The following is a 25,417-nucleotide window of genomic DNA, read 5'->3' on the forward strand; positions in this document are numbered from 1 at the left end:
GTATAGCGACCGACCCTTGAGCGGCAAAGCGCTCGCTGTGCCCGATGGTCACTGAAAGTGGTTAGAATGCGGTTTTTTTCCACTGCGGGGGTGCGCCTTGCGCGAAATCGTCCTGATAAACATCACTGGTGAAGACCGTCCGGGTCTCACTGCGGCCATTACCGGGGTGCTTGCCCAGGGTGGGGTGAATATTCTCGATATTGGTCAGGCGGTGATCCACGACACCTTGTCGTTCGGCATCCTGGTTGAAATTCCGGGAACCGAACAAGGCTCCTCGGTGCTTAAAGACATCCTGTTCACGGCTTACAAGCTTGATCAGCAGGTGCGCTTCACGGCTGTTTCCGAAGAGGACTACGCGCATTGGGTCAATGGGCAGGGCAAGGCGCGGCACATCGTGACGTTGCTCACCCGTAAGGTCACGGCCGAGCAATTGCAGCGTGTCAGTTCCATTACCGCCAAGTATGGCCTGAACATCGATCAGATCGATCGCCTGTCCGGGCGCATGCCGCTCGATACGCCTGCCGATAAAGGCAAGGGCTGCATCGAGTTTTCCGTGCGCGGCGAGCCGGCCGATCCTGGTGCGATGCAGGCCGAGTTCCTCAGCGTGGCGCAAGAACTCAACGTCGATATCGCGTTCCAGCAGGACTCGCTGTTCCGGCGCAACCGTCGTCTGGCGGTGTTCGACATGGACTCGACGCTGATCGAGGCTGAAGTCATCGACGAGTTGGCCAAGGCGGCCGGTGTCGGCGAGCGGGTGTCGGAAATCACTGAGCGGGCCATGCGTGGCGAGCTGGATTTCTGCGCCAGTTTCAAAGAGCGGCTGGCACTGCTCAAAGGCCTCGACGTCAGTGTGCTGGATGAAATCGGTGCTTCGTTGCGCCTGACCGAAGGCGCCGAAACCCTGTTCGCCGAGCTCAAACGATTGGGCTACAAGACTGCGATTCTGTCGGGTGGTTTCACTTACTTCGCCAAACAGCTGCAAGCCAAGCTGGGCATCGACTACGTGTTCGCCAATGAATTGGAAGTGGTCGATGGCAAGGTTACCGGTGTGGCCATCGAGCCGATCGTCGATGCCCGGCGCAAAGCCGACCTGCTGCGTGAGTTGGCGCACAAAGAAGGCCTGAGCCTTGAGCAGACGATTGCCGTCGGTGATGGGGCCAATGATTTGCCGATGTTGGCGATTGCCGGTCTTGGCGTCGCTTTTCGAGCCAAGCCGCTGGTCAAACAGTCGGCCAAACAGGCGATCTCGACACTGGGGCTGGACGGGATTCTGTACCTGCTCGGCTTTCGTGATCGGGATGGGCGGGGCTTATAGGGATTTTGCTCCCGCAGTTCAGTCTGCGGGAACAGGCTTGCCTGCCAAGCGCTACCAGGTGCGACGTCTGCTACAAAGACGTCCACAACGAGTCGAACTCTTCTCCGGACGCTGCGTTGTCGGGGCCGCCGACACTGTCTTTTTTACGCGGTGCTTCAATCGTCTGGTATTCGAACTGATTGAAGCTGCCGGTGCCGGTACGACGCTTGCCCAGGCCTGCACGACGCTCTTCGCCGTTGGTGTTGATTTTCACCTTGTTGCCCTCCTGAAAGGGCAAGCGCGGCGCCAATAACGTCGCTGGCTGGTCGATTGCGCGGACTTCAGGCAGCAGCAGTGCCCGCAGGTATTGGCTGCTTTGCTCGCCGGTGCGTACCAGTTGCAGGCCGCATGGCTGAGCATAGGGCGCAACCAGTTCGATACCCATTTGCGTGCCACCGCCGCGAACCTGACGAATCCAGCGCACGACCGCGATGCTCCAGCCCTGACCGACACCGTCTTGAATGCCGACCATTTCCCCTGCCTGTAACTGGGGGGGGACGTCTTTGGGCCAAGCCAGGCAGTAGCCGCCCGGACTGTGGTTGATGACGTTCAGGGCATGGGTCGGGAATGTCTGCTGGGCGTTGGACGCCGGGACGCCACCATCCACTTCGGCCTGCTGATACTGGATCTCCTCGTACGGCAGCATGGTGTCCGATGTGCCATCGCGCTCACTGTCGAAGGTCGTGGCCCATGCATCGGTGGAGGCGATTTTGGCGAACTGCGTCGTGAACTGTGCGGCCTGGCTGACGGCGGGCAGTTTGAGCATCTCGCTGAATGACTTTTGTCCGCCCAGGTAATAGTGCAGGGCGCTCATCCCGAGGCACAGGGTCAAGGTGCCTTGGCCGGCCGTGCGCTGAAACGTCCGCTCGGAGACGTCGCCCCAGGCTGCCGCCAGATGTTGCAACAGATCCAGGGTAAAGCCGTTGGGTACCAGCAGCGGCGATTGCCCGCGCTTCTCCTCGGGCAACTCCAGGTAATCCTTGATGGCTGCCGCCAGCGGCAGTGGATTGATCCCCAGCAGGCCCGGTAGTTGCTCATCAAGGAACAGTGACTTGTAACGCGGTGGAGCATCGACGTTCTGTGCTACCGCGAACAGGCTGGATTCTTCCGCTGGCGATTGCAGCTTGACCAGTGCACTCCAGGATTCGAGGACTTCGGCCAGACGGCCGATATTGAGCTGACGCATCTGGTTGCAGCGCGAACAACCCAAAAGCAAAGCCACCCCGTACGTTTGCTCGATGCTCAACGTCTGGGTGTGGCTCGCCAGGCTGTCGGGCACGGCGATGTTATTCAACTGGTGCTGACGTGCAATCAGATAAATCTGGTGCATTTCCAGCCACAGGCCCTCCGGTACGGGGCAATACAGTTGGCTGGCGCGAATCAAGGGGCCATTGAGGCAGTGCAATGCGCGCTGCATGGCGGTGGTCAGGAGCGAAGCTCGATCTTTGGTCAGGTTCGGCGAGACGCGCGCGATGATCTGTTTGTAGCCAATGGCCAAGTGGTTTTGCAGGGCCTGGCAGAGGTTCGCTACTTTGCGCGGGCGTTCGTCGAGCACAATCGCCTGACTAAGGAAGTGCCGCTCAAGGTTCTTGCAGACGTAATAGACCTCAGGGCGTAGCAGTTCGAGCAATTGCAGGCGGTTGTCGCTGGGGGTCAGTAACTGGTTGAGCTCGCCCATGCCTTGGTAGAGCAGGCGGGCGGTTTCGCCGAGGTTGGCTTTGGGCAGGCTTGAGATCCAGCGTTTCAGGTCGCGCGGAGTGGCCTCGCAGAACGACAGGCTCGACTGCGTTGGCGTGGGAACACGCTGCAACAGCTCCAGACTTGAATTACTCATTTGCCCGACAAACTCCAACAGCACAACGGCTCGAGCGGCTGCTCATCTGAACATGGCCAGACTCGACTTTAGCAGCATAGCCGTGCAGTCGCAGCCTTTGATGCTCGAGTACCGCCGACGGGCGGCAGTACTCGCCCGTCAGCCTATCGGATCGAGGGTGTTGAGCGGTGTGACTTGACGTCACACCTCGGCAGCCAGACCTATGGCTTGTCCCATCTGCACCGGAGTGCCTGCGGCAAGTTGTTCGGCCCACTTCACTTGATCCGGCCCGAACAGCACGATGGCGGTGGAACCCAGCTTGAAGCGTCCAAGCTCAGCGCCTTTCTCCAGATGAATCGGCGCACGGGCGGCTTCGTCGTAACGCACGGTTTTCAGCTCGCGTTTGGGCGGTGTAACCAGACCTGCCCACACCGTCTCAATCGAGGCGACGATCATCGCGCCCACTAACACCACGGCCATCGGGCCGCGCTCGGTATCGAACAGGCAAACCACGCGTTCGTTACGGGCGAACAGTTCAGGAACGTTTTCGGCCGTGGTCTGGTTGACCGAGAAAATGCGTCCCGGCACGTAGACCATTTCACGCAAAGTACCGGCCAGTGGCATGTGGACCCGGTGATAGTCTTTTGGCGACAAGTAGATCGTCGCGAATTCACCGCCCATGAACGGTGCGGACAGGTTCGCATCGCCGCCCAGCAGTTCGAGCACGCTGAAGCTGTGACCCTTGGCCTGGAAAATTCGACCATGATCGATTGGGCCCAATTGGCTGACAGCGCCGTCGGCAGGGCTGAGAATCGCGCCAGGCGTTTCATCCAGCGGTCGTGCGCCGGGCTTCAGGGCGCGGGTGAAGAAGGCGTTGAAGTGCTCATAAGCAGTCAGGTCTTCGACCAATGCTTGCGACATGTCCACCTGATAGCGCCGGGCGAACCAGGCGGTGAAGGCGTTTTTGAACCAGCGCACCTTGCACTCGGCAACGCAGCCAGCCAGGCGGGACAGCAAATGGTGTGGCAGCAGGTACTGGCTGAGGATAAACAAACGCTGTTTCATCAAAATTCCTAAAGCGAAGCATCTATAAAAAGTTGCAGTTAAAAGAGGTGGCAATACTGGCCCCGATCAGAGGCGATCCGGGCGAATGGTTCGCCTTATTTCTCGACAGGTGTATCGGGGTGGTTACCCCATTCGCCCCACGAGCCGGCGTAACCTTTGACGCGCGGATAACCCAGCGCCTTGGCCACCAGATAGGTGAAGCCGGAGCGATGGTGGGTCTGGCAATGGGTGATCACTTCCTTGTCCTTCGTGATGCCCAGGCTTTCAAGAATCTGCGGCATATCCTTGCGGATACGCAAGTCGCGCGCAGGGTCCATGCCAGCGGTCCATTCGAAATTGACCGCGCCGGGGATATGCCCACCCTTGGCTGCGAGGACTTTTTCGCCTGAGTATTCAGTGGGGCCGCGTGCGTCCCAAATTGCCAGGTCAGCGGCGCCCAGGCGACATTGCAGGTATTCGCGGGTCGCGGTCGGTTCGCTGTGCAGGGTCAATGGCACGGGACCTCCGACGTTCGGCGGAACCTCGCTCGAGAGTGGCCGCGCTTCGGCTCGCCAGGCATGCAGGCCGCCGTCGAGGTAGTGATAGCGTGAGTGACCAATCACGTCCAGCAACCATATAAAGCGTCCGGCCCAACCGCCGCCTTCATCGTCATAGACCACGTAAACCGCTTTAGGGTTATGCCCCAGCTCACCGAACAGGACTTCAAGCTGGGCCTGCGACGGCAAAAGCCCCGGCGCGGGTGGATGGCCCATTTGCGTGCGTTTCGGATCAACGAAGCGTGCACCGGGAATATGCCCGGCGCTGTAGCTCGCGCTACTGGTCAGATCGACAAGAATCAGTTCTGGCGCGTCAAGGCGGGCCAGCAGGTCGCTGGGCTCGATGACCAGCGGTAAGCTAGAGAAGTCCGGCATTTAGTTCTCCAGATCAGAAAAAAGAGGCAAATTGTAGCTTACGCGTCAGGCTTTGCGGGCGCTAAAGCTGCTTAAGGCGCGCTCGATGCATTGCGCGGTTTTACCAAAGGCCTGCACGCTGATTTCCGAGAGTGGTCCACCCCCTTGATCGGCAAACACCAGCATGACCACCTTGCCGTTGCTGCTGAGTGAGCGTAGCAACAGATGCTCGCCGGTAAACAGACCTTTCAGCTGTCCGGGCAATAGCGCCGAAAACTGCGCGTTGTTGGCGGGGCTCAGGCGCAGTTGGGTCGGTTGCGCGAGCAGGCGTTGCAAGACGGTGCTTTCACTGATGTGCAGCGTTAGGTTGGCCGCGCTTTTGTCCAGCCCTGCAATTTGATGAACGCGCAGGGTGGTCATGTTGCGGTCCGTCATCAATAGCATGACGCGCTGCATGCCGCAGGCCACTAGCGCATCACGGGCGGAAGTGGTCAGGTGCATTGCGTTGTTGAAGCAGCTGGGCTCGACCAAAAGCTCGGTGCAGCATTTGCGCCAGGCCAGCAGTGCATCGGCCGACGGTGGCGGCGCAGGCAGCAGGCCACGGTGCATTCGCCGTGTTTCCCACGGCCAGATCAACGCTTCTGCAGGGTGCCAAAGCCCGCGCGCCCAATGTTGGCGAGCGCTTTGCACCGCCTGTTGGTGCAGTTGCTGTTGCACTTCACTCAGGGGTTGTTGCAGGTACAGGCTGGTGAGCAACTGCCAGCGCAGGCTGTGCGGGGTATCCCAGGCCTGTTGCGCCGACAGCGCGATGCCGTTGGCCAGCAGGATGGTGTTGGCCGGATGGTTGAGCCAGCGTTGCAGGGCCGGGTCCTCGTCCAGCAGTTGCCGCTGGCGTAACGGGTGGAGATGGTCGCGGGAAATACGTATCGCTTTGACCAGCAATCGACGTTCACTGATCAGCAGCCGATAACCCTGCGTGACCCACATGGGCAGGCGCCAGGCTTCGGCCACTGTCAGGCACAGTTTGAGCAGGCTGACGCCGAACAATTGGGTTTCAACGATCAGCGCCGACTCGCCCTTGTGAATCACCCTCAGTTCCCATTCCTCAAGCAGTTTGGGATGGGCGACCGCTATTGGCCACAGCGGCGACAAGAACAGCAAACTGCCCCAGTGAATGTCCTGCCAGAGCCGAGCCATGCGACCGGCGAACAGCCCGTTGGCCTGCTGCGTCGCGTGCTGGCTGATCAGCTGTAACTGACGCAGGGCTGGCGGCATGTCCTGCGGGGCCCGCGCGGGCAGGCGCTGGAGCAATTCTTCGGTACGTTTCAAGCCCAGCCGGTTGATGGCAACCTCAAGACTTTCCGCCGGTTCCGACAAACCAGTGCTGTGATGATTAGCTTCGCGCAATACGCTGAGCACCAGCGACGGACTTTCCTGCATCAGCTCGGCAATCTCGCGCAACGAGCGGCGGCTATCAGCCAGCGCACCGAGCACGCGTTCGTGGCTGGCGATTGGCACAGGCAAGCGGATGCTCTCCAGTTGCTTGAGCCAAGCGTCGAGGCTGCGTGGGACGGGAAGCTGTGCTGAGGTTTCTGGTGGCATGCAGGGGCCTGTACGGCTAAGAGGTCAGGATAATGTCGTATGCCGGGTTCAAGGACCGATCGACGCCAGACTCCCCGCTGTGCGGGCCGAACTGGCTTTTCGCCTTAACTGACTATAGTCTGGCGCACTTATGCCGATAAGTAGAAGAAGAGTTTCAAGAACTTCCGCTCATGACCTCGAACCCGACTCAGTAAGAACTCTCTATCTATGGCTAAAATTATCGGCATCATTGTCGTTTTCGCGAGTGTGCTCGGCGGATACGTCCTTTCTCACGGCAAGATTGCCGCGCTGATCCAGCCTTTCGAGGTCATGATTATCGGTGGCGCGGCATTGGGTGCGTTTCTCCAGGCCAACCCCGGTTACACGACCCTCCTCGTGATCAAGAAGTCGCTGAAGATGTTCGGCACGCGCTTCAATCACACGTTCTATCTTGAAATTCTCAGCCTGGTCTACGAGATTCTCAACAAGAGCCGCCGCGAAGGCATGATGGCGATTGAAGGCGACATCGAAGACGCTGCAGCCAGCCCGATTTTCGCCAAGTACCCCGGCGTGCTCAAAGACGAGCGCATGATCGCTTACATCTGCGATTACCTGCGCATCATGTCGTCAGGGAACATGGCGCCGCACGAGCTTGAAGGCTTGTTCGACATGGAATTACAAAGCATGAAGGAAGAGCTGGACCATCCTTCCCACGCGGTGACCGGGGTTGCCGATGCGATGCCCGGTTTCGGTATCGTCGCGGCGGTGCTGGGTATCGTGGTGACCATGGCTTCGCTGGGTGAGGGTGACCAGGCTGCGATCGGTATGCACGTGGGTGCGGCATTGGTGGGTACCTTCTTCGGTATTCTTGCTGCTTACGGTTTCTTCGGCCCGCTGGCCACGTCCCTGGCCCATGACGCCAAGGAAGAGCTGAACGTTTTTGAAGCCATCAAGGCGTCGCTGGTTGCCTCGGCCTCGGGCATGCCGCCATCACTGGCTGTGGAGTTCGGTCGCAAGGTTCTGTATCCAGCGCATCGCCCCAGCTTCAGTGAGCTGGAGCAAGCGGTTCGCGGTCGCTGAGTCATGGAAAATAATCAGCCGATAATCGTCAAGCGCATCAAGCGCTATGCCGCCGGGCACCACGGCGGCGCCTGGAAAATCGCCTTTGCCGACTTTGCGACGGCGATGATGGCGTTCTTTCTGGTGTTGTGGCTGATGTCCTCGGCCACTCCAGAGCAGAAACTTGCTATTGCCGGGTACTTCAAAGACCCGATCGGGTTCACCGAAAGTGGCACGCCGTTCATCATTGACCTGGGTGGTTCACCAACGCTTGCGCCCGACAAAACCTTGAACCCTGAGGTCGAGACCGTGCCCCAGCAAGAAAAAATCAAGGTCGAGAGCGAAAAGGTTGACGCCGTTGCAGAGCAAGTCGAGCAGGAGCGTCTGGACATGCTGCTGCAAGAGCTGCAGAACAAGGTCGAGGAAAATCCGGAGCTGAAGAAGTTCAAGGACCAGATCCTGTTCGAAATCACCCAGGACGGTTTGCGCATACAGATCATGGACGCTGCAAATCGGCCGATGTTCGACATTGGCAGCGCTCGTTTGAAGCCGTATTTCGAAGATATTCTGCTGGCCATGGCGGACACCATCCGCACAGTGCCGAACAAGATCAGCATCAGCGGTCATACGGACGCTACGCCTTATGCCGGGACCAAAGAGTTCGGCAACTGGGAGCTGTCGTCGAACCGAGCCAATGCGGCGCGTCGGGCGTTGGTTGCGGGTGGTTATCCTGAATCGCAAGTGGCGCGCGTCGTCGGATACGCGTCGTCATCCTTGTACGATCACGAAAATCCGCAGAACCCGGTGAACCGTCGAATCGACATCATTGTGCTGACCAAGAAAGCCCAGCAGCGCATTGAGGGTAATCAGGCTGCACCGCAAACACCTGAGTCCGGTACGCCAGCCCCCGGTGCCGCAGCTCCGGCGGGCGCCCCAGGCGCTTCAGCTCCTCCGGCTCCGGTTGCCCCGCAAGCCCCCCTGCAGCCCCATGAGCTGCGGGACAAGCTCAACATCTTTGAAGATGGCGTGTTGAAGATGGATGAGACCAAGAAGTAGGACGAGTCAGCAGGTGCAAAAAAGCCGCGATGATCGCGGCTTTTTACTGCGTGCAGGAAAGCTTAGTAACTGTTTTCAGGCAGGCTGGCGATGATCGAGCGGTAGCTGTTCATCCGTTGTTGCTGAACGCGCCCTTCTTCAAGGGCCTTGAGCAGGGCGCAGCCCGGTTCGCGATCATGTTTGCAGTCGCGGAAACGGCAGGTTCCGATCAAATCATTGAACTCGATGAAGCCAGCTTCAACGTCGGCGCGGCTGACATGTCCCAGGCCGAACTCGCGAATCCCCGGGGAGTCGATCAAGTCGCCGCCACGTGGGAAGTGGAACAGGCGCGCAGTGGTCGTGGTGTGAGTGCCCTGACCCGAAAGCTCGGAAAGCGGGCCGACACGGGCTTCGACTTCCGGGAGCAAGCTGTTGACCAGCGACGATTTACCGACACCGGACTGACCGACAAACACGCTGATATGCCCGTCCAGCTGGGTTTGCAGCTGCTGCATGCCGTCGCCTTGATGGGCGGACACTTCCAGTAATGGATAGCCCAACTGCCGATAAACGGCCAGCAGCGCATTGAGCGCCGGAGCGTTTTGATCGTCGATCAGGTCAGCCTTGTTCAACAGCAGCAGAGGACGAATCCCCGCGTGTTCGGCGGCGACCAGATAACGGTCGATCAGGTTGGCGTGCGGCTCCGGCATTGGCGCGAAGACGATCACGATCAGGTCGACGTTGGCGGCAACCGGCTTGAGCTGACCACGGCTGTCCGGGCGGCAAAGCTCGGTTGTGCGGGGCAGTTGCGCGACGATGACGCCGATACCCTGATTACCGGCACGCCAGACAACCCGGTCGCCGGTGACCAGCGCTGGCAAGTTGGCGCGCAAGTGACAACGGAACACTTGGCCGGTTTGTTCGCCTTCCTGTGCCTCGACTTCGACCTGCACACCAAAGTGAGCGATCACAAGCCCTATTTGCTCAGGGCCGAGATCACCGCCCTCAAGTGTTTCAAGGGTCTGCGATTCACGTTTGGCGGCGCGGGAAGCGCGCTCGCCTTGAATCTTTTCGATGCGCCAGTTTTGGCGACGATTGAGTTGGCGTTTGGCCATGGGTGTTCCGAGTCGATAAAGCAGCTGATTAGGTAAAACGCCGCAAGTCTAGCATGTCCCGCTAGGCTAAACTGCGCACCTAAGTTGAGGAGTCGCGACATGCCCACGCAAGAAAAATTTAGTAAGCAGAACCTGATTTGGATCGACCTGGAAATGACCGGTCTGGACCCGGATACCGACGTTATTATCGAGATGGCGACCATTATCACTGACAGCGAACTGAACACGCTGGCTGAAGGCCCGGTGATTGCCGTGCATCAAAGTGACGAGACGCTGGCCCGCATGGACGAGTGGAACACCCGTCAACACGGCGGCTCTGGCTTGACGCAACGGGTTCGCGACAGCCGCATCAGTGCCGCTGAGGCCGAAGCGCAGACCCTGGCGTTTATCCAGCAATGGGTGCCGGAACGCAGCTCGCCGATCTGCGGTAACAGCATTTGTCAGGATCGTCGCTTCCTGTACCGGCATATGCCGACGCTGGAACACTATTTTCATTACCGCAACCTCGATGTTTCCACGCTTAAAGAGCTGGCAGCCCGTTGGGCGCCAAACTTGAAGAAGTTCGAGAAGGGCGGCTCCCATCTGGCGATGGACGATATTCGCGAATCGATCGGCGAATTGCGTCACTACCGTGAGCACTTCATCAAGGTGTGACAGGTAGATCGCGTCATGTGAGCACGGAGGTGTGGCGATAAATTTCGTCGCGCCCTCTTTTGGTGCTTCGTCTGACTGGTTAGACTGCGCGGCTTTATCGCGGGGACTCCGCCATGTTGCTGATGCTTTATCTAATCGCCATCACTGCTGAGGCCATGACGGGTGCGCTGTCAGCCGGTCGTCGGGGGATGGACTGGTTTGGCGTGGTGCTGATTGCCTGCGTCACCGCACTGGGCGGCGGTTCGGTCCGCGACGTGTTGTTGGGGCATTACCCTCTGACCTGGGTCAAGCACCCGGAATACCTGATCCTGACCAGCGTCGCGGCGTTGGTGACCATCTTCATTGCTCCGTTGATGCGCCATCTGCGTTCGTTGTTTCTGGTGCTGGATGCGGTGGGGTTGGTGGCGTTCACGCTGATCGGCTGCATGACAGCGCTGGAGACCGGGCATGGCATGCTGGTGGCGTCAGTCTGCGGGGTGATTACCGGGGTATTTGGCGGCATCTTGCGGGACATCTTCTGCAACGACATCCCGTTGATTTTCCGTCGCGAACTCTACGCCAGCGTGTCATTCGTGGCGGCCTGGTGCTATCTGCTCTGCCAATACCTTGGGTTACCCAATGAGCAGGCGATTCTGATCACCTTGTTTGGCGGCTTTTTGTTGCGGCTGTTAGCTATCCGTTTTCGCTGGGAAATGCCCAAGTTCGTTTACAACGACGAACCGTAAACGCCTGCATCGTTTCACCGACCATGCTGCTTCAACGCCCACGCCACATGCTCTCTGACCAACTCTGACGGGTAATCCCGGCGGGCCTCCAGGGCTTCCAGCACGGGAATGGTCGACGGTGCATTGCCCAGCCCAACCGCCAGATTGCGCAACCAGCGCTCATAACCGGCGCGGCGCAGGGGCGAGCCTTCGGTGTTGCTGAGGAAGGTTGTTTCATCCCACAGGAACAACTCGGCCAGCCCTGCGTTGTCCAGATTATGCCGTGGCTGAAAATCACCCTGGCTGGTGGGGCGGGCGAAGCGGTTCCAGGGGCAGACGATCTGGCAGTCATCGCAACCGAACACGCGATTGCCGATCAGCGGGCGCAGTTCTTCAGGGATTGCCGTCTTGAGTTCGATGGTCAGGTAAGAAATGCAGCGTCGAGCGTCCAGCACGTAAGGGCCGACGAACGCGGCGGTGGGACAGATGTCCAGGCAGGCCGTGCAGCGTCCACAATGTTCGCTGGTATGGGGCGGGTCGACTGGCAGTGGCAGGTCGACGAACAATTCACTGAGGAAAAAATAGCTGCCAGCCTTGCGATTGAGGATCAGGGTGTTTTTGCCGATCCAGCCCAGCCCGGCTTGTTCGGCGATGGCTTTTTCGAGTACCGGCGCACTGTCGACGAATGCCCGATAACCAAACGGGCCGATGGCCTGCTGGATACGCTCGGCCAATTGCTGGACGCGTTTGCGGATCAGCTTGTGATAGTCGCGGCCCAGGGCATAGCGCGAGACGTAGGCTTTTTCCGGCTGGGCCAGACGTTGCGCCATTTCGGTGTCGCCCGGCAGATAGTCCATGCGCAGCGACACCACGCGCAGCGTCCCCGGCACCAGCTCTTCCGGGTGCGAACGCATGCTCCCGTGGGCGGCCATATAGTCCATCTCGCCGTGATAACCCGCATCGAGCCAGCGTTGCAGATGCTGTTCATGCTCGGCCAGATCCAGGCCGGCGATCCCGACTTGCTGGAAGCCCAGCTCGCGTCCCCAGTCCTTGATCGATTGGGCAAGGGCGGCCAGGTCGGCAGTAATTGGCGGATTGGCAATAATAGCGGGCATGCGAAGAGGAAACCGGAGCGGAGGTGCGTATAATTCTGCCAGACATCGGAGCCTATGACGCATGTTGCCAACTAAACCCGACGCATTGTACTGCGCAGCCCACGTGCGAGACCTCGACGCGCGCCTGATTGCGGCTGGCACGCCTGGCATTGAATTGATGCAGCGTGCGGCCCATGCGACGTGGCGAGCGTTGCGGCGGCATTGGTCGGAGGCGCGTGAATTGACCGTGCTGGCAGGGCGTGGGAATAACGCCGGTGACGGTTATCTGGTCGCGGCGCTGGCCCGGCGAGCGGGCTGGCAGGTCGTGGTGCGGGCGGTGGGTGATCCTGCGCAATTGTCCGGCGACGCCTTGCAGGCGCACGCCGAGGCGGTGAAGGCGGGCGTCAGCATCGTGCGCTGGTCCGCTGAGCAGGTGCTGAGCGGCATTGTTCTCGATGCGTTGCTCGGGACGGGCCTGAGCGGTGAGGTGCGAGAGCCTTACCGCAGCGCGATCAATACGATCAATGCCAGCGGTCTGCCTGTCGTCGCAGTCGATATTCCTTCCGGGGTGTGCGCCGACACCGGTAAAACCCTTGGCGTTGCGGTGCTGGCTCAGCTCACTGTGACCTTTATCGGCCTGAAGCTGGGGTTGTTCACCGGCGATGCCGTGGATCGGGTCGGCGAGTTGGTCTTCGATGACCTGCAGGCCGATCCGCTGATCGTGGCGCAAACGCCCGTCAGTGCTAAGCGCCTGGATACGTTTAATTTGCCGCGTCTGGCCGCTCGACCTGCCTCGGCGAACAAGGGCCTGTTCGGTCGCGTGCTGGTGATTGGCGGTGATCACGGTTTTGGTGGCGCGGCCCTGTTGTCGGCAGAAAGCGCCTTGCGCAGTGGTGCTGGCATGGTGACGCTCGCGACCCGCCGTGAACATGTGTCGGCCGCGCTGACGCGGGTCCCGGAAGTCATGAGCGCGGGCATCAGCTCCGCCAATCAGCTGCGCGCCTTGATCGAGCCCGCTGCCGTGCTGGTGGTGGGGCCTGGTTTGGGTCAGGCCAGTTGGGGGCGCAGCCTGTTGTCGGCGGCGGCCAATGCCCAGCGTCCGCAAGTGTGGGACGCCGATGCGCTGAATGTGTTGGCTGTCGGCGTCGTGACCTTGCCGCCCGATAGCGTGATTACCCCGCATCCGGGCGAAGCGGCGCGGTTGCTGGGAGTCAGCACTCAGGCGATTCAGGCGGATCGTCCAGCTGCGGCGCAGGCGCTGGCGCAGAAATACAAGACGGTTGTCATCCTCAAAGGGGCGGGCAGCCTGATTGCCAGCGTCGATGGGCGGCTGGCGTTGTGTGATCACGGCCATCCGGCGATGGCCACGGCTGGTTTGGGCGATGTGCTGGCTGGACTGGTCGGGGCGTTGATGGCGCAGAAGCTGCTGGCGTTCGAGGCGGCGTGCCTGGCGGTCTGGTTACACGCCAGCGCGGGCGAGCGTGCAGGTAAATCGGGCCGGGGGCTGGCGGCCAGTGAAGTCATTCCAGCCATTCGTCAGTTATTAGAGGAACAGTCACCGTGTCTGAACTAACGCTGCACCTGGCCAATGAAGACGCCATGATGAGCTTCGGTTCACGTATCGCTCAGGTTACCGAAGGGCTTGGGATAATCTTTCTCGAAGGCGATCTGGGAGCGGGCAAAACCACCCTGTCGCGCGGGATTATCCGGGGCTTTGGGCATGTCGGTGCCGTCAAAAGCCCGACCTTCACCCTGGTCGAACCCTATGAAATCGGACCGGTTCGGGCCTTTCACTTTGATCTGTACAGGTTGGTCGATCCGGAGGAACTAGAGTACATGGGTATCCGTGATTACTTCGACGGAAGTGCGCTTTGCCTGATCGAGTGGCCCCAACGTGGTGCGGGCTTTTTGCCAAAGCCCGACCTGACCATTACCATTAGGCCGCATGCGGAAGGTCGATCACTGACTTTGAGCCCGGGAGGCTCGCGTGGCGAAACCTGGTGTGCCGCTTTGGCTTTGGAATTCAAATAAATGATGGGGTTAGGTATGCGCATGCGCGCGCTGGTTACTGTTGTAGGTCTGCTGCTGACGGCGCTGGCTGTTGACGCGTTAGCCGCTACACAGGTACGAAGTGTTCGCTTATGGCGTGCACCGGACAACACTCGGCTGGTTTTCGACTTGTCCGGGCCGGTCCAGCACAGTGTTTTCACCCTGACATCACCTGATCGTCTGGTTATCGACATCAACGGCGCGACGCTGGCGGCGCCGTTGAAGATTTCTACGGCCAATACCCCGATCACCAGCATGCGTTCGGCTCAGCGCACGCCGACCGACTTGCGCGTGGTCATCGACCTGAAAAAGGCTGTAAACCCGAAAAGCTTTATCCTTGCTCCCAATCAGCAATATGGCAACCGTCTGGTGGTTGATCTGTTCGATCAGGACGCCGAGGTGAACCCGGTCGTGCCCGACACGGCGGCCAACACAGCGCCTGCTGCGCCCATCAGTCCGGCCAAGCCTGAGATCAGGCTGGTGCCTGTGCCCAATGGCAAGCGCGACATCGTGATTGCCATCGACGCCGGCCATGGTGGTGAAGACCCTGGCGCTGGCGGTGCACGAGGTCAGAAAGAGAAAGACATCGTGCTGTCCATTGCCAAGGAACTGCAGCGCCAGATCAACGCGGAAAAAGGCTACCGCGCTGAGCTGACGCGTACTGGCGACTATTTCATTCCGTTGCGCAAACGCACGGAGATCGCTCGCAAGAAGGGCGCCGACCTGTTCGTTTCGATCCATGCCGATGCCGCGCCGTCCTCAGCCGCGTTCGGTGCTTCGGTATTCGCCCTGTCCGAGCGCGGTGCGACGTCCGAAACCGCGCGCTGGCTGGCCGACAGTGAAAACCGTTCCGACTTGATTGGTGGCGCTGGCGCCGTAAGCCTCGACGACAAGGACAAGATGCTGGCCGGGGTGCTGCTGGACTTGTCCATGACCGCCTCGTTGTCTTCCAGCCTCAATGTCGGGCAGAAAGTCCTGAGCAATATTGGGCGCGTTACGTCGCTGCACAAATCCCGGGTCGAGCAGGCCGGGTTTATGGTGCTCAAATCTCCGGATATCCCATCGATCCTGGTAGAAACCGGCTTCATTTCCAACTCGGAGGAAGCGGCGAAACTCGCGGGCTCATCTCATCAGCAGGCGTTGGCGCGCTCGATCAGTTCGGGTGTGAAGCAGTTCTTCCAACAGAATCCGCCGCTGGGCACCTATATCGCCTGGCTGCGGGACAGTGGCAAGATCGTCCAGGGGCCGCGCGACCACACGGTTCGCGCGGGTGAGACGCTGGCCATGATCGCGGTTCGTTACCAGGTCAGCGTGGCGACCCTGCGTAATGCCAACAGCCTGAGCTCCGACGAGCTCAGAGTGGGGCAGCGGCTGGATATCCCGAGCAATGCGTTGGCAGCTCAGCCATGAGCGAGTCGGTAGTGGACGGTGTGATCGACAGCGTTGAGATCAATAGCCGGGCGCGGATTGAGCTGCTTAGCCCGAGGCTGGCGAACCAGATCGCGGCCGGTGAGGTGGTCGAGCGGCCTGCATCGGTGATCAAGGAACTGCTGGAAAACAGCCTCGATTCCGGCGCGAAACGCATCGATATCGATGTCGAACAGGCCGGGATCAAGCTGTTGCGCGTCCGTGATGACGGCGGCGGTATTTCCTCTGATGATTTGCCGTTGGCGCTCGCACGTCACGCAACCAGTAAAATTCGCGAACTGGAAGACCTTGAACGGGTGATGAGCCTGGGCTTTCGCGGTGAGGCGCTGGCGTCGATCAGCTCGGTGGCGCGTCTGACCCTGACCTCGCGCACCCGTGATGCCGATCAAGCATGGCAGGTCGAAACCGAAGGCCGCGACATGGCCTCACGAGTGCAACCCGCCGCGCATCCGGTGGGCACTTCAGTCGAAGTCCGGGATCTGTTCTTCAATACCCCGGCGCGGCGCAAATTCCTCAAGGCTGAAAAAACCGAGTTCGATCACCTGCAAGAAGTGATCAAACGTATGGCGCTGGCGCGTTTCGATGTCGCGTTTCATTTGCGGCATAACGGCAAGACGATCCTCAGCCTGCACGAAGCGAATGATGACAACGCTCGTGCCCGGCGTGTGGCCGCTATCTGCGGTCCAGGCTTCCTGGAGCAGGCGCTGCCGATCGAGGTTGAGCGCAACGGTCTGCATTTGTGGGGCTGGGTCGGTTTGCCGACGTTCTCCCGTAGCCAGGCAGACTTGCAGTATTTCTACGTGAACGGCCGGGCCGTGCGCGACAAACTGGTCGCCCATGCGGTGCGCCAAGCGTACCGCGACGTACTGTTCAACGGTCGACACCCGACCTTCGTCCTGTTTTTCGAGGTCGATCCGGCAGTGGTCGACGTTAACGTGCACCCGACCAAACACGAAGTACGCTTCCGTGACGGGCGCATGGTGCACGACTTCCTGTATGGCACGCTGCACCGTGCGCTAGGCGATGTCCGGCCGGAAAATCAGCTGGCGGGTACCGCTCCGGTGACTACGCTGATCCGTCCGAGCGGCCCGGATGCGGGTGAGTTCGGCCCTCAGGGCGAAATGCGCCTGGCTAATAATCTGCTGGAGCAGCCACAGGCCGAACCTTACGTGCGGCCGGCGGGCTCGGGTTCAGGCGCTGGCTATCAATACCAGTATTCGCCTCGCACCTCCGCGCCACTGCCGACGGCCGAGGCACAAAGTGCGTATCGCGAGTTCTTCGCGCCGCTGCCTGAAGGCGGTGCGGCACCTTTGCCGGGCTCACAGGACGACATCCCGCCGCTGGGCTATGCCCTGGCGCAGCTCAAGGGGATTTATATCCTTGCGGAAAATGCCCACGGCCTGGTGCTGGTGGACATGCACGCCGCCCACGAACGCATCATGTACGAACGCTTGAAAATCGCCATGGCCAGCGAAGGGCTGAGCGGCCAGCCATTGCTGGTCCCGGAATCCATTGCAGTCAGTCAGCGTGAGGCCGATTGCGCCGAAGAACACGTCGCCTGGTTCCAGCGCCTCGGCTTCGAGCTACAGCGGCTGGGCCCGGAAACCCTGGCGATTCGGCAGATCCCGGCGTTGCTCAAGCAAGCCGAAGCCAATCGGCTGGTGCATGACGTGTTGGCTGACCTGATGGAATACGGCACCAGTGACCGGATTCAGGCGCACCTCAACGAACTGCTGGGGACCATGGCCTGCCATGGCGCGATTCGCGCCAATCGGCGTCTGGCCCTGCCGGAGATGAACGGGTTGCTGCGCGACATGGAAAACACCGAGCGCAGTGGCCAATGCAACCATGGTCGACCGACCTGGACCCAAATGGGTCTGGATGATCTGGACAAACTTTTCCTGCGTGGTCGCTGATGAGTGCTTTGCCCCCTGCTATCTTCCTCATGGGCCCCACCGCTGCTGGCAAGACCGATCTGGCCATTGAGCTGACCAAGGTTCTGCCCTGCGAGCTGATCAGCGTCGATTCGGCGTTGGTGTATCGCGGCATGGACATCGGCACCGCCAAACCGTCCAAAGAGCTGTTGGCCGAGTTTCCACATCGCCTGATCGACATTATTGACCCCGTGCAAAGCTATTCGGCTGCCGAATTTCGCGCCGATGCATTGGCCGCGATGGCCGACATCACTGCGCGCGGCAATATTCCGCTGCTGGTGGGCGGCACAATGTTGTATTTCAAGGCATTGCAGGAAGGGTTGGCGGATATGCCGCCCGCCGATGCGGGCATTCGTGCGCAGCTTGAAGTCGAGGCCGCCGCGCTAGGCTGGCAGGGCTTGCACGATCAATTGGCCGAGGTTGATCCGGTGTCGGCGGCGCGAATTCATCCCAATGATCCGCAGCGGCTGATCAGGGCTCTGGAAGTTTATCGGGTGAGTGGATTGAGCATGACCGCACATCGCGAGCAACAAACTGCGCAAAGTACTGACGCAGCCGCTTCGGGACGTCATCAATTGCCCTATACTGTCGCAAACCTGGCCATCGCTCCGGCGGATCGCCACGTACTGCATGACCGTATCGCGCAACGATTTGTACACATGCTGGAACAGGGGTTCGTTGACGAGGTCCTAGCTCTGCGAGCACGCGGTGACCTGCATGCGGGGTTGTCGTCGATGCGAGCCGTGGGCTATCGCCAAGTCTGGGATCATCTGGATGGCAAGCTGACGTGGGACCAGATGCAAGAGCGTGGCGTTATTGCCACGCGCCAGTTGGCCAAACGGCAGTTCACCTGGTTGCGTAGTTGGGCAGATTTGCAGTGGCTGGACAGTCTGGCTTGCGACAATCTGCCACGTGCCTTGAAATACATGGCATCGGTCTCCATATTGAGCTGATACCGTGCAATTGCCGTCTATCCTTGGGGGGTGGCGGCCTAAGTCAATTTGCTTACTATTTTTTTCTATTGATCCTTAAAGGAGTGCGGCACATGTCAAAAGGGCATTCGCTACAAGACCCTTACCTGAATACTTTGCGTAAAGAGAAGGTTGGGGTTTCGATTTATCTGGTTAACGGTATCAAGCTGCAAGGCACGATCGAGTCCTTTGACCAGTTCGTGATTTTGCTGAAAAACACCGTCAGCCAAATGGTTTACAAACACGCTATCTCTACCGTTGTACCAGTTCGTCCAATTCGCCTGCCTAGCGCAGCCGAAACGGAGCTGGGCGACGCTGAGCCAGGTAACGCCTGATAGGAGTCTGCTTTGTTCTTTGAGCGCCACGGTGGTGGTGAACGGGCTATTCTCGTTCACTTGGATGGTCAGGACCCTGAGGCGCGTGAAGATCCGCAGGAGTTTCAGGAGCTGGCAAATTCTGCTGGCGCCGAGACCGTCGCGTTTGTCAGCGTGCCGCGTCATCGGCCAACAGCTAAATACCTGATCGGCAGCGGCAAGGTCGAGGAACTTCGCGATCTGGTCAAAGCCGAGCACGTAGATATCGTGATTTTCAATCACGTCCTCACGCCTAGCCAAGAGCGCAACCTCGAACGTGTTTTCGAGTGTCGCGTGCTTGATCGCACCGGTTTGATTCTGGATATCTTCGCGCAACGCGCGCGTACTCATGAAGGCAAGTTGCAGGTCGAACTGGCTCAGCTTGATCACATGAGTACTCGTCTGGTTCGTGGCTGGACCCACCTGGAGCGACAGGGCGGCGGTATCGGCATGCGCGGTCCGGGTGAAACCCAGCTGGAAACCGACCGGCGTTTGTTGCGGGTGCGGGTGCGGCAGCTCAAGAGTCGCCTGGAGAAGGTCCGCAGTCAGCGGGACCAGGCCCGACGTGGTCGCCAGCGTGCCGATATTCCTTCGGTGTCGCTGGTGGGGTATACCAACGCCGGTAAGTCGACGCTGTTCAATGCGATGACCGATTCCAATGTGTTTGCCGCAAACCAACTGTTTGCGACCCTCGATCCCACCCTCCGTCGTCTCGAACTCGATGACTTTGGGCCGATCGTGCTGGCTGATACGGTAGGTTTCATTCGCCATCTGCCGCACAAACTGGTCGAGGCGTTTCGCTCCACGCTCGAAGAATCGAGCAACTCCGATTTGCTCCTGCACGTTATCGATTCTCATGAACCTGAGCGCATGGCGCAGATTGAACAGGTGATGGCGGTGCTGGGCGAGATCGGTGCGGATGGCTTGCCGATCCTCGAGGTGTACAACAAACTCGATTTGCTTGAAGGGGTAGAGCCCCAGATTCAGCGCGATGCCGACGGCAAGCCGCAGAGGGTCTGGGTGTCTGCCCGCGATGGTCGAGGGCTGGATCTGCTTAAACAAGCAGTGGCTGAGCTGCTGGGCGATGATTTATTCGTTGGCACCTTGCGCTTGCCTCAGCGTTTTGCTCGACTGCGTGCTCAGTTCTTCAAGTTGGGCGCAGTTCAAAGCGAAGAGCATGATGAGGAAGGCGGGAGTCTGTTGGCGGTACGTTTGCCGCGTGTTGAGTTCAATCGCCTGGTGAGTCGCGAAGGAATGCAGCCGCAGGAATTCATCGAGCAACACACTTTGCAATAAAAGCCTGAGAAAGCGGTTGTGCCGCGGACACAGGCATTCTGTAGCATTGGTCGGCGCGCCGTGGGCGCGTCTTTGCTTTATCAGATGGAGAGCGCTATGGCTTGGAATGAGCCGGGTGGCAACTCGAATAATCAGGATCCTTGGGGTGGTAAGCGCAAGGGCGGCGACCGCAAGGGGCCACCGGATCTCGACGAGGCCTTCCGAAAGCTGCAGGAAAGCCTGAACGGGTTGTTCGGTGGTGGTAAGAAACGTGGTGGCGGTGAAGACGGAGGTCAACGCAAGGGCGGCGGTTTAGGTCTGCTCGGCATTGGTCTGGTCGTCATCGCGGCTGTCTGGCTGTATAGCGCCATCTATGTCGTGGACGAGCAGGAGCAAGCCGTAGTGCTGCGCTTCGGCAAGTACTACGAAACTGTCGGTGCGGGTCTGAATATCTATTTCCCGCCATTCGATCGTAAGTACATGGAAAACGTCACGCGTGAGCGTGCCTATAGCAAGCAAGGGCAGATGCTGACCGAAGACGAAAACATCGTCGAAGTGCCGCTGACCGTGCAATACAAAATCACCAACCTGAAAGATTTCGTGCTGAACGTCGATCAGCCGGAAATCAGTCTGCAACATGCGACTGAGAGCGCCTTGCGCCACGTAGTGGGTTCCACTGCGATGGATCAGGTGCTGACTGAAGGTCGTGAGTTGATGGCCAGCGAGATCAAGGAGCGTCTGCAACGCTTCCTCGATACGTATCGCACCGGCATCACCGTGACCCAGGTGAACGTACAAAGCGCTGCGGCACCGCGTGAAGTTCAGGAAGCGTTCGATGACGTGATTCGCGCCCGTGAAGACGAGCAGCGTTCGCGTAACCAGGCTGAAACCTATGCTAACGGTGTGATTCCGGAAGCGCGTGGTCAGGCTCAGCGTATCGTCGAAAATGCCAATGGCTATCGCGATGAAGTCGTGTCTCGTGCCAAGGGTGAAGCTGATCGCTTTACCAAGCTGGTCGTCGAGTACCGCAAGGCTCCAGAAGTGATGCGTCAGCGTCTGTATCTGGACACCATGCAAGAAGTATTCAGCAACACCAGTAAGGTTCTCGTGACCGGTGGCAACAAAGGGCAGAACAATCTGCTTTATCTGCCATTGGACAAGATGATCGAAAGCGGTCGTAGCACCACTGCTCCGACAACCGGCGCACCTGCCGCTGCCAATGAAATCGGCGCACGTGCTGCGACCGAGGCTCAACAGCAGCACGATGCGCGTTCAAGGGAGAGTCGCTGATGAGCAATAAATCGCTGATCGCCCTGATTGTTTGTGTCGTGCTGGCGGTCGTTGCCTGGAATAGCGTCTACATCGTTGCTCAGACTGAGCGTGCGGTCTTGCTGCAATTCGGCCGTGTCGTCCAGGCGGACGTCCAGCCAGGTCTGCATGTGAAGGTTCCGTACGTCAATCAGGTGCGCAAGTTCGATGGGCGCTTGATGACCCTCGATGCACCGACGCAGCGTTTTCTGACGCTGGAAAAGAAAGCCGTCATGGTTGATGCTTATGCCAAGTGGCGAGTGAAGGACGCCGAGCGTTTCTACACTGCGACTTCCGGTCTTAAGCAGATCGCTGATGAACGTCTGTCACGCCGCCTTGAATCCGGGCTGCGCGATCAGTTCGGCAAGCGCACCTTGCATGAAGTGGTGTCGGGTGAACGTGATGCGTTGATGGCGGATATCACCGCTTCGCTCAACACGATGGCGAGCAAAGAGCTGGGCATTGAAGTTATTGATGTCCGGGTCAAAGGCATTGACCTGCCTAAAGAAGTGAACCGCAGCGTTTTCGAGCGGATGAGTACCGAACGTGAGCGTGAAGCGCGTGAGCATCGGGCCAAAGGTAACGAGCTGGCAGAAGGCATTCGTGCCGATGCCGATCGTCAGCGTCGGGTTCTCCTGGCAGAAGCCTATCGTGAGTCTGAAGAAGCTCGCGGTGATGGCGATGCCCAGGCGTCCGCGATCTACGCCAAGGCCTACGGTCAGGATCAGGAGTTCTACGCGTTCTACCGTAGCCTGCGCGCCTACCGTGAAAGCTTCGCGAACAAAAGCGACGTGATGGTGCTGGACCCGAGCAGCGATTTCTTCCGTTATCTGGAAAAATCCAAGCCGTAATCGGTTCACCCGCCGGGCGGCAAAAGCGCCTGGCGGGGTGATCGTTTAGGAAAACGTGTGTATGATGCGGCAGCCGGGAAAATCCCGGCTTTTTTGCGTCTGCACGATTGATTGGCCATGGCGTGGTAAAACGCTGGGCAAGGTTTTTCGAGGAGAGCGGTCTGTAAAGCGGGTCTCGGACCGCTCGTTCTGTTGGGCTTGCACGTAAAAGCACTCAGAATGTGACCGCACTCTGCTTCACTCAAGGCTCGCCCTCAGGGCTGGCCGCCCGGATCATAGGGGATTGGCGTAATGGCAACGGTTGACCGCTGGCTGCTACCAGATGGCATCGAAGAAGTACTGCCGCCGGAAGCGGCGCGCATTGAAGTGGCGCGCCGTCAGGTGTTGGATCTGTTCCAGAGCTGGGGCTATGAGTTCGTCGTCACCCCGCATATCGAATACCTGGAGTCGCTGCTTACGGGCGCGGGCCAGGACCTGGATCTGCGTACCTTCAAGGTGATCGATCCGCAATCAGGCCGACAAATGGGTTTCCGTGCCGATATCACGCCGCAAGTGGCGCGTATCGATGCGCACACCTTGCGCCGCGAAGGGCCGAGCCGCTTGTGCTATGCCGGCAGCGTGTTGCATGCGCAGCCGCGAGCCTTGTCGTCCTCGCGTAGCCCGATTCAGCTGGGCGCCGAGTTGTACGGCGATGCCAGCCCGAGCAGCGATGTCGAAGTCATTAGCCTGATGTTGACTATGCTGCAGTTGGCCGACGTGCCCGATGTGCATATGGACCTGGGCCATGTCGGTATTTACCGTGGCCTGGCACGTGCTGCCGGTTTGTCTGGCGAGGTCGAGCAGCTGTTGTTCGACGCTTTGCAGCGCAAGGCGATAGACGAAGTCATCGCGCTCACCGCTGATTTGCCAGCTGATCTGGCTGCAATGCTGCGCGCGCTGGTCGATTTGTGTGGTGGTCGTGAAGTGCTTGCGTCCGCTCGTGATCGACTGGCCCACGCGCCTGCTCCAGTGTTGGCTGCTCTGGATGATTTGCTGGCGATTGCCGAGCGCCTTTCCGCGCGCTTCCCGCAATTGCCGCTGTACTTCGATCTCGGTGAGTTACGGGGTTACCACTACCATACCGGCGTCGTGTTTGCGGTGTTCGTGCCGGGCGTCGGTCAGATGATCGCCCAGGGCGGTCGCTATGATGACATCGGCGCGGACTTTGGTCGGGCACGCCCGGCTACTGGCTTCTCCACGGATTTGAAAACCCTGGTCACCCTGGGGCGTGCGGACATCGAGCTACCGTCTGGCGGTATCTGGATGCCGGACAGTACTGATGCGGCACTCTGGCAGCAGGTCTGCCAATTGCGTAGCGAAGGCCATCGTGTGGTTCAGGCATTGCCTGGGCAGCCCGTGTCTGCCGCGCGCGAAGCTGATTGTGACCAGCAATTGATTCAGCATGATGGGCTTTGGCAGTTAGTGCCGCTGGCTTCTTGAGTTTCCCTGTCGGCCGCAGCCGGCACCAAGTTTGCGCGAATGAGGACAAGTGTTATGGGTAAGAATGTCGTAGTCCTGGGCACCCAATGGGGTGATGAGGGCAAAGGCAAGATCGTTGATCTGCTGACCGAACATGCTACCGCTGTAGTTCGATACCAAGGGGGCCACAACGCGGGTCACACCCTGGTCATCGATGGCGAAAAAACCGTATTGCACCTGATTCCGTCCGGTGTGCTGCGCGAAGGCGTGCAGTGCCTGATCGGTAACGGTGTGGTGGTTGCGCCTGACGCACTCATGCGAGAAATCATCAAGCTTGAAGAGAAGGGTATTCCGGTACGTGAGCGTCTGCGTATCAGTCCTTCCTGCCCGCTGATCCTGTCCTATCACGTTGCGCTGGATCAGGCGCGCGAGAAGGCCCGTGGCGAGCTCAAGATCGGTACGACCGGTCGTGGTATCGGCCCGGCCTACGAAGACAAGGTCGCACGTCGCGGTCTGCGCATCGGTGACCTGTTCCATCGCGAGCGTTTCGCGGCCAAGCTCGGCGAGCTGCTCGATTACCACAACTTCGTTCTGGTCAATTACTACAAAGAGCCGGCTATCGACTTCCAGAAAACACTCGACGAGTGCATGGAATACGCTGAACTGCTCAAGCCGATGATGCTCGACGTCACTGCTGCGCTGCATGAAATGCGTCGTGAAGGCAAAGACATCATGTTCGAAGGTGCCCAGGGTTCGCTGCTGGACATCGATCACGGTACTTACCCGTACGTGACCAGTTCCAACACCACCGCTGGTGGCATCGCGACCGGTTCTGGTTTTGGCCCGATGTACCTGGATTACATCCTCGGCATCACCAAGGCTTACACCACTCGCGTCGGTTCGGGTCCTTTCCCGACTGAGCTGTTCGACGATGTTGGCGCGTTCCTGGCCAAGCGCGGTCACGAGTTCGGTGCAACCACCGGTCGCGCTCGCCGTTGCGGCTGGTTCGATGCCGTCATCCTGCGTCGCGCAATCGAGATCAACAGCATCTCCGGTCTGTGCCTGACCAAGCTCGACGTGCTCGACGGTCTGGAAACCATCAACATCTGCATCGGCTACAAGAACGAAAATGGTGCAGTGATCGATGCTCCGACCGATGCTGACAGCTACATCGGCCTGATGCCGGTTTACGAAGAAATGCCGGGCTGGACCGAATCGACCTTGGGCGCTAAAACCCTGGAAGAGCTGCCAGCAAATGCCCGTGCTTATATCAAGCGTGTGGAAGAGTTGGTCGGCGCGCCGATCGATATCATTTCCACGGGCCCGGACCGCAACGAGACAATCGTGCTGCGTCATCCGTTTGCTTGATAAATCGTTGAAATAGTTACTGGAATGCGACAAAGGGCCACTTATGTGGCCCTTTGTC

General features: G+C 59.4%; 22 protein-coding genes. 16 read left to right on the forward strand and 6 right to left on the reverse strand.

The window, feature by feature from the left end:
• Positions 1 to 97 precede the first annotated feature (97 nt).
• The gene (gene serB / locus K0F75_RS13705) at positions 98 to 1,315 is read left to right on the forward strand and encodes a phosphoserine phosphatase SerB (protein WP_219062415.1); all 1,218 of its coding nucleotides are present in this window, start codon (positions 98 to 100) and stop codon (positions 1,313 to 1,315) included.
• A 70-nt stretch (positions 1,316 to 1,385) separates the two neighbouring features.
• On the opposite strand, the gene K0F75_RS13710 is transcribed toward serB, so the two are convergent.
• The 4 genes from K0F75_RS13710 to K0F75_RS13725 all read right to left on the reverse strand — a co-directional run bounded on the left by K0F75_RS13710 (position 1,386) and on the right by K0F75_RS13725 (position 6,724).
• Entirely contained in the window at positions 1,386 to 3,188 is a 1,803-nt protein-coding gene (locus K0F75_RS13710; protein WP_219062416.1) for a molecular chaperone, read from the reverse strand.
• Between the two features lie 180 nt (positions 3,189 to 3,368).
• Positions 3,369 to 4,238, reverse strand: coding sequence for an archaetidylserine decarboxylase (asd, locus tag K0F75_RS13715; protein WP_219062574.1), 870 nt, complete (start codon positions 4,236 to 4,238; stop codon positions 3,369 to 3,371).
• 89 nt (positions 4,239 to 4,327) lie between these two features.
• Positions 4,328 to 5,143, reverse strand: a complete 816-nt coding sequence (rhdA, locus tag K0F75_RS13720; protein WP_219062417.1) for a thiosulfate sulfurtransferase — start codon at positions 5,141 to 5,143, stop codon at positions 4,328 to 4,330.
• A gap of 45 nt (positions 5,144 to 5,188) precedes the next feature.
• Positions 5,189 to 6,724 carry an HDOD domain-containing protein gene (locus K0F75_RS13725; protein WP_219062418.1) on the reverse strand — a complete coding sequence of 512 codons (1,536 nt, stop codon included), beginning with the start codon at positions 6,722 to 6,724 and terminating at the stop codon, positions 5,189 to 5,191.
• Positions 6,725 to 6,931: 207 nt separating this feature from the next.
• Between K0F75_RS13725 and motA the strand changes: the two genes are divergently transcribed.
• A complete protein-coding gene (motA, locus tag K0F75_RS13730; RefSeq protein ID WP_219062419.1) occupies positions 6,932 to 7,783 on the forward strand; it encodes a flagellar motor stator protein MotA in 852 nt (283 codons plus the stop codon).
• 3 nt (positions 7,784 to 7,786) lie between these two features.
• Positions 7,787 to 8,818 carry a flagellar motor protein MotB gene (gene motB / locus K0F75_RS13735; protein ID WP_219062420.1) on the forward strand — a complete coding sequence of 344 codons (1,032 nt, stop codon included), beginning with the start codon at positions 7,787 to 7,789 and terminating at the stop codon, positions 8,816 to 8,818.
• A 62-nt stretch (positions 8,819 to 8,880) separates the two neighbouring features.
• Here motB and rsgA read toward each other — a convergent pair whose 3' ends face one another.
• Positions 8,881 to 9,912, reverse strand: a complete 1,032-nt coding sequence (gene rsgA, locus K0F75_RS13740; RefSeq protein WP_219062421.1) for a small ribosomal subunit biogenesis GTPase RsgA — start codon at positions 9,910 to 9,912, stop codon at positions 8,881 to 8,883.
• 99 nt (positions 9,913 to 10,011) lie between these two features.
• On the opposite strand from rsgA, the gene orn reads away from it, so the two are divergent.
• Together orn and K0F75_RS13750 are read left to right on the forward strand one after the other, a co-directional pair.
• Positions 10,012 to 10,566 carry an oligoribonuclease gene (gene orn, locus K0F75_RS13745; RefSeq protein ID WP_219062422.1) on the forward strand — a complete coding sequence of 185 codons (555 nt, stop codon included), beginning with the start codon at positions 10,012 to 10,014 and terminating at the stop codon, positions 10,564 to 10,566.
• 113 nt (positions 10,567 to 10,679) lie between these two features.
• Positions 10,680 to 11,291 carry a trimeric intracellular cation channel family protein gene (locus tag K0F75_RS13750; protein ID WP_219062423.1) on the forward strand — a complete coding sequence of 204 codons (612 nt, stop codon included), beginning with the start codon at positions 10,680 to 10,682 and terminating at the stop codon, positions 11,289 to 11,291.
• A 14-nt stretch (positions 11,292 to 11,305) separates the two neighbouring features.
• Here the strand turns inward: K0F75_RS13750 and queG are convergent, their stop codons facing one another.
• On the reverse strand, positions 11,306 to 12,385 hold the full coding sequence (gene queG, locus K0F75_RS13755; RefSeq protein WP_219062424.1) for a tRNA epoxyqueuosine(34) reductase QueG: 1,080 nt from the start codon (positions 12,383 to 12,385) through the stop codon (positions 11,306 to 11,308).
• 61 nt (positions 12,386 to 12,446) lie between these two features.
• Between queG and K0F75_RS13760 the strand changes: the two genes are divergently transcribed.
• From K0F75_RS13760 to K0F75_RS13810, 11 genes are all read left to right on the forward strand, one after another.
• A complete protein-coding gene (locus K0F75_RS13760; RefSeq protein WP_219062425.1) occupies positions 12,447 to 13,937 on the forward strand; it encodes an NAD(P)H-hydrate dehydratase in 1,491 nt (496 codons plus the stop codon).
• A complete protein-coding gene (gene tsaE / locus K0F75_RS13765) occupies positions 13,925 to 14,395 on the forward strand; it encodes a tRNA (adenosine(37)-N6)-threonylcarbamoyltransferase complex ATPase subunit type 1 TsaE (RefSeq protein WP_219062426.1) in 471 nt (156 codons plus the stop codon). Before K0F75_RS13760 ends, tsaE begins: the two co-directional genes overlap by 13 nt.
• A gap of 15 nt (positions 14,396 to 14,410) precedes the next feature.
• Positions 14,411 to 15,823 carry an N-acetylmuramoyl-L-alanine amidase gene (locus K0F75_RS13770; protein WP_374028651.1) on the forward strand — a complete coding sequence of 471 codons (1,413 nt, stop codon included), beginning with the start codon at positions 14,411 to 14,413 and terminating at the stop codon, positions 15,821 to 15,823.
• Positions 15,820 to 17,757 (forward strand): DNA mismatch repair endonuclease MutL, encoded by a 1,938-nt coding sequence (mutL, locus tag K0F75_RS13775; protein WP_374028649.1) that lies wholly within the window; start codon positions 15,820 to 15,822, stop codon positions 17,755 to 17,757. Before K0F75_RS13770 ends, mutL begins: the two co-directional genes overlap by 4 nt.
• A complete protein-coding gene (miaA, locus tag K0F75_RS13780) occupies positions 17,757 to 18,728 on the forward strand; it encodes a tRNA (adenosine(37)-N6)-dimethylallyltransferase MiaA (protein ID WP_219062427.1) in 972 nt (323 codons plus the stop codon). The genes mutL and miaA overlap by 1 nt, the downstream gene beginning before the upstream one ends.
• A gap of 92 nt (positions 18,729 to 18,820) precedes the next feature.
• Positions 18,821 to 19,081 (forward strand): RNA chaperone Hfq, encoded by a 261-nt coding sequence (gene hfq, locus K0F75_RS13785; protein ID WP_219062428.1) that lies wholly within the window; start codon positions 18,821 to 18,823, stop codon positions 19,079 to 19,081.
• 12 nt (positions 19,082 to 19,093) lie between these two features.
• The gene (gene hflX, locus K0F75_RS13790; protein ID WP_219062429.1) at positions 19,094 to 20,395 is read left to right on the forward strand and encodes a ribosome rescue GTPase HflX; all 1,302 of its coding nucleotides are present in this window, start codon (positions 19,094 to 19,096) and stop codon (positions 20,393 to 20,395) included.
• A 96-nt stretch (positions 20,396 to 20,491) separates the two neighbouring features.
• Complete coding sequence (gene hflK, locus K0F75_RS13795) at positions 20,492 to 21,664, forward strand: FtsH protease activity modulator HflK (RefSeq protein WP_219062430.1); 1,173 nt, start codon at positions 20,492 to 20,494, stop codon at positions 21,662 to 21,664.
• Complete coding sequence (gene hflC, locus K0F75_RS13800) at positions 21,664 to 22,533, forward strand: protease modulator HflC (protein ID WP_219062431.1); 870 nt, start codon at positions 21,664 to 21,666, stop codon at positions 22,531 to 22,533. Before hflK ends, hflC begins: the two co-directional genes overlap by 1 nt.
• A 291-nt stretch (positions 22,534 to 22,824) precedes the next feature.
• On the forward strand, positions 22,825 to 24,012 hold the full coding sequence (locus K0F75_RS13805) for an ATP phosphoribosyltransferase regulatory subunit (RefSeq protein WP_219062432.1): 1,188 nt from the start codon (positions 22,825 to 22,827) through the stop codon (positions 24,010 to 24,012).
• A gap of 54 nt (positions 24,013 to 24,066) precedes the next feature.
• Positions 24,067 to 25,359 carry an adenylosuccinate synthase gene (locus tag K0F75_RS13810; RefSeq protein WP_219062433.1) on the forward strand — a complete coding sequence of 431 codons (1,293 nt, stop codon included), beginning with the start codon at positions 24,067 to 24,069 and terminating at the stop codon, positions 25,357 to 25,359.
• Positions 25,360 to 25,417 lie beyond the last annotated feature (58 nt).

The organism is Pseudomonas sp. UMAB-08, assembly GCF_900095225.1.
Classification (GTDB): domain Bacteria; phylum Pseudomonadota; class Gammaproteobacteria; order Pseudomonadales; family Pseudomonadaceae; genus Aquipseudomonas.

Bases quoted from the DNA above. Each gene is read 5' to 3' on its own strand.
- hflC (WP_219062431.1), top strand. From the start codon at position 21,664: ATGAGCAATAAATCGCTGATCGCCCTGATTGTTTGTGTCGTGCTGGCG.
- hflK (WP_219062430.1), top strand. From the start codon at position 20,492: ATGGCTTGGAATGAGCCGGGTGGCAACTCGAATAATCAGGATCCTTGG.
- motA (WP_219062419.1), top strand. From the start codon at position 6,932: ATGGCTAAAATTATCGGCATCATTGTCGTTTTCGCGAGTGTGCTCGGC.
- orn (WP_219062422.1), top strand. From the start codon at position 10,012: ATGCCCACGCAAGAAAAATTTAGTAAGCAGAACCTGATTTGGATCGAC.
- K0F75_RS13770 (WP_374028651.1), top strand. From the start codon at position 14,411: ATGCGCATGCGCGCGCTGGTTACTGTTGTAGGTCTGCTGCTGACGGCG.
- K0F75_RS13750 (WP_219062423.1), top strand. From the start codon at position 10,680: ATGTTGCTGATGCTTTATCTAATCGCCATCACTGCTGAGGCCATGACG.
- hfq (WP_219062428.1), top strand. From the start codon at position 18,821: ATGTCAAAAGGGCATTCGCTACAAGACCCTTACCTGAATACTTTGCGT.
- K0F75_RS13810 (WP_219062433.1), top strand. From the start codon at position 24,067: ATGGGTAAGAATGTCGTAGTCCTGGGCACCCAATGGGGTGATGAGGGC.
- rhdA (WP_219062417.1), bottom strand. From the start codon at position 5,143: ATGCCGGACTTCTCTAGCTTACCGCTGGTCATCGAGCCCAGCGACCTG.
- queG (WP_219062424.1), bottom strand. From the start codon at position 12,385: ATGCCCGCTATTATTGCCAATCCGCCAATTACTGCCGACCTGGCCGCC.
- K0F75_RS13710 (WP_219062416.1), bottom strand. From the start codon at position 3,188: ATGAGTAATTCAAGTCTGGAGCTGTTGCAGCGTGTTCCCACGCCAACG.
- miaA (WP_219062427.1), top strand. From the start codon at position 17,757: ATGAGTGCTTTGCCCCCTGCTATCTTCCTCATGGGCCCCACCGCTGCT.
- motB (WP_219062420.1), top strand. From the start codon at position 7,787: ATGGAAAATAATCAGCCGATAATCGTCAAGCGCATCAAGCGCTATGCC.
- rsgA (WP_219062421.1), bottom strand. From the start codon at position 9,912: ATGGCCAAACGCCAACTCAATCGTCGCCAAAACTGGCGCATCGAAAAG.
- K0F75_RS13760 (WP_219062425.1), top strand. From the start codon at position 12,447: ATGTTGCCAACTAAACCCGACGCATTGTACTGCGCAGCCCACGTGCGA.
- mutL (WP_374028649.1), top strand. From the start codon at position 15,820: ATGAGCGAGTCGGTAGTGGACGGTGTGATCGACAGCGTTGAGATCAAT.
- K0F75_RS13725 (WP_219062418.1), bottom strand. From the start codon at position 6,724: ATGCCACCAGAAACCTCAGCACAGCTTCCCGTCCCACGCAGCCTCGAC.
- K0F75_RS13805 (WP_219062432.1), top strand. From the start codon at position 22,825: ATGGCAACGGTTGACCGCTGGCTGCTACCAGATGGCATCGAAGAAGTA.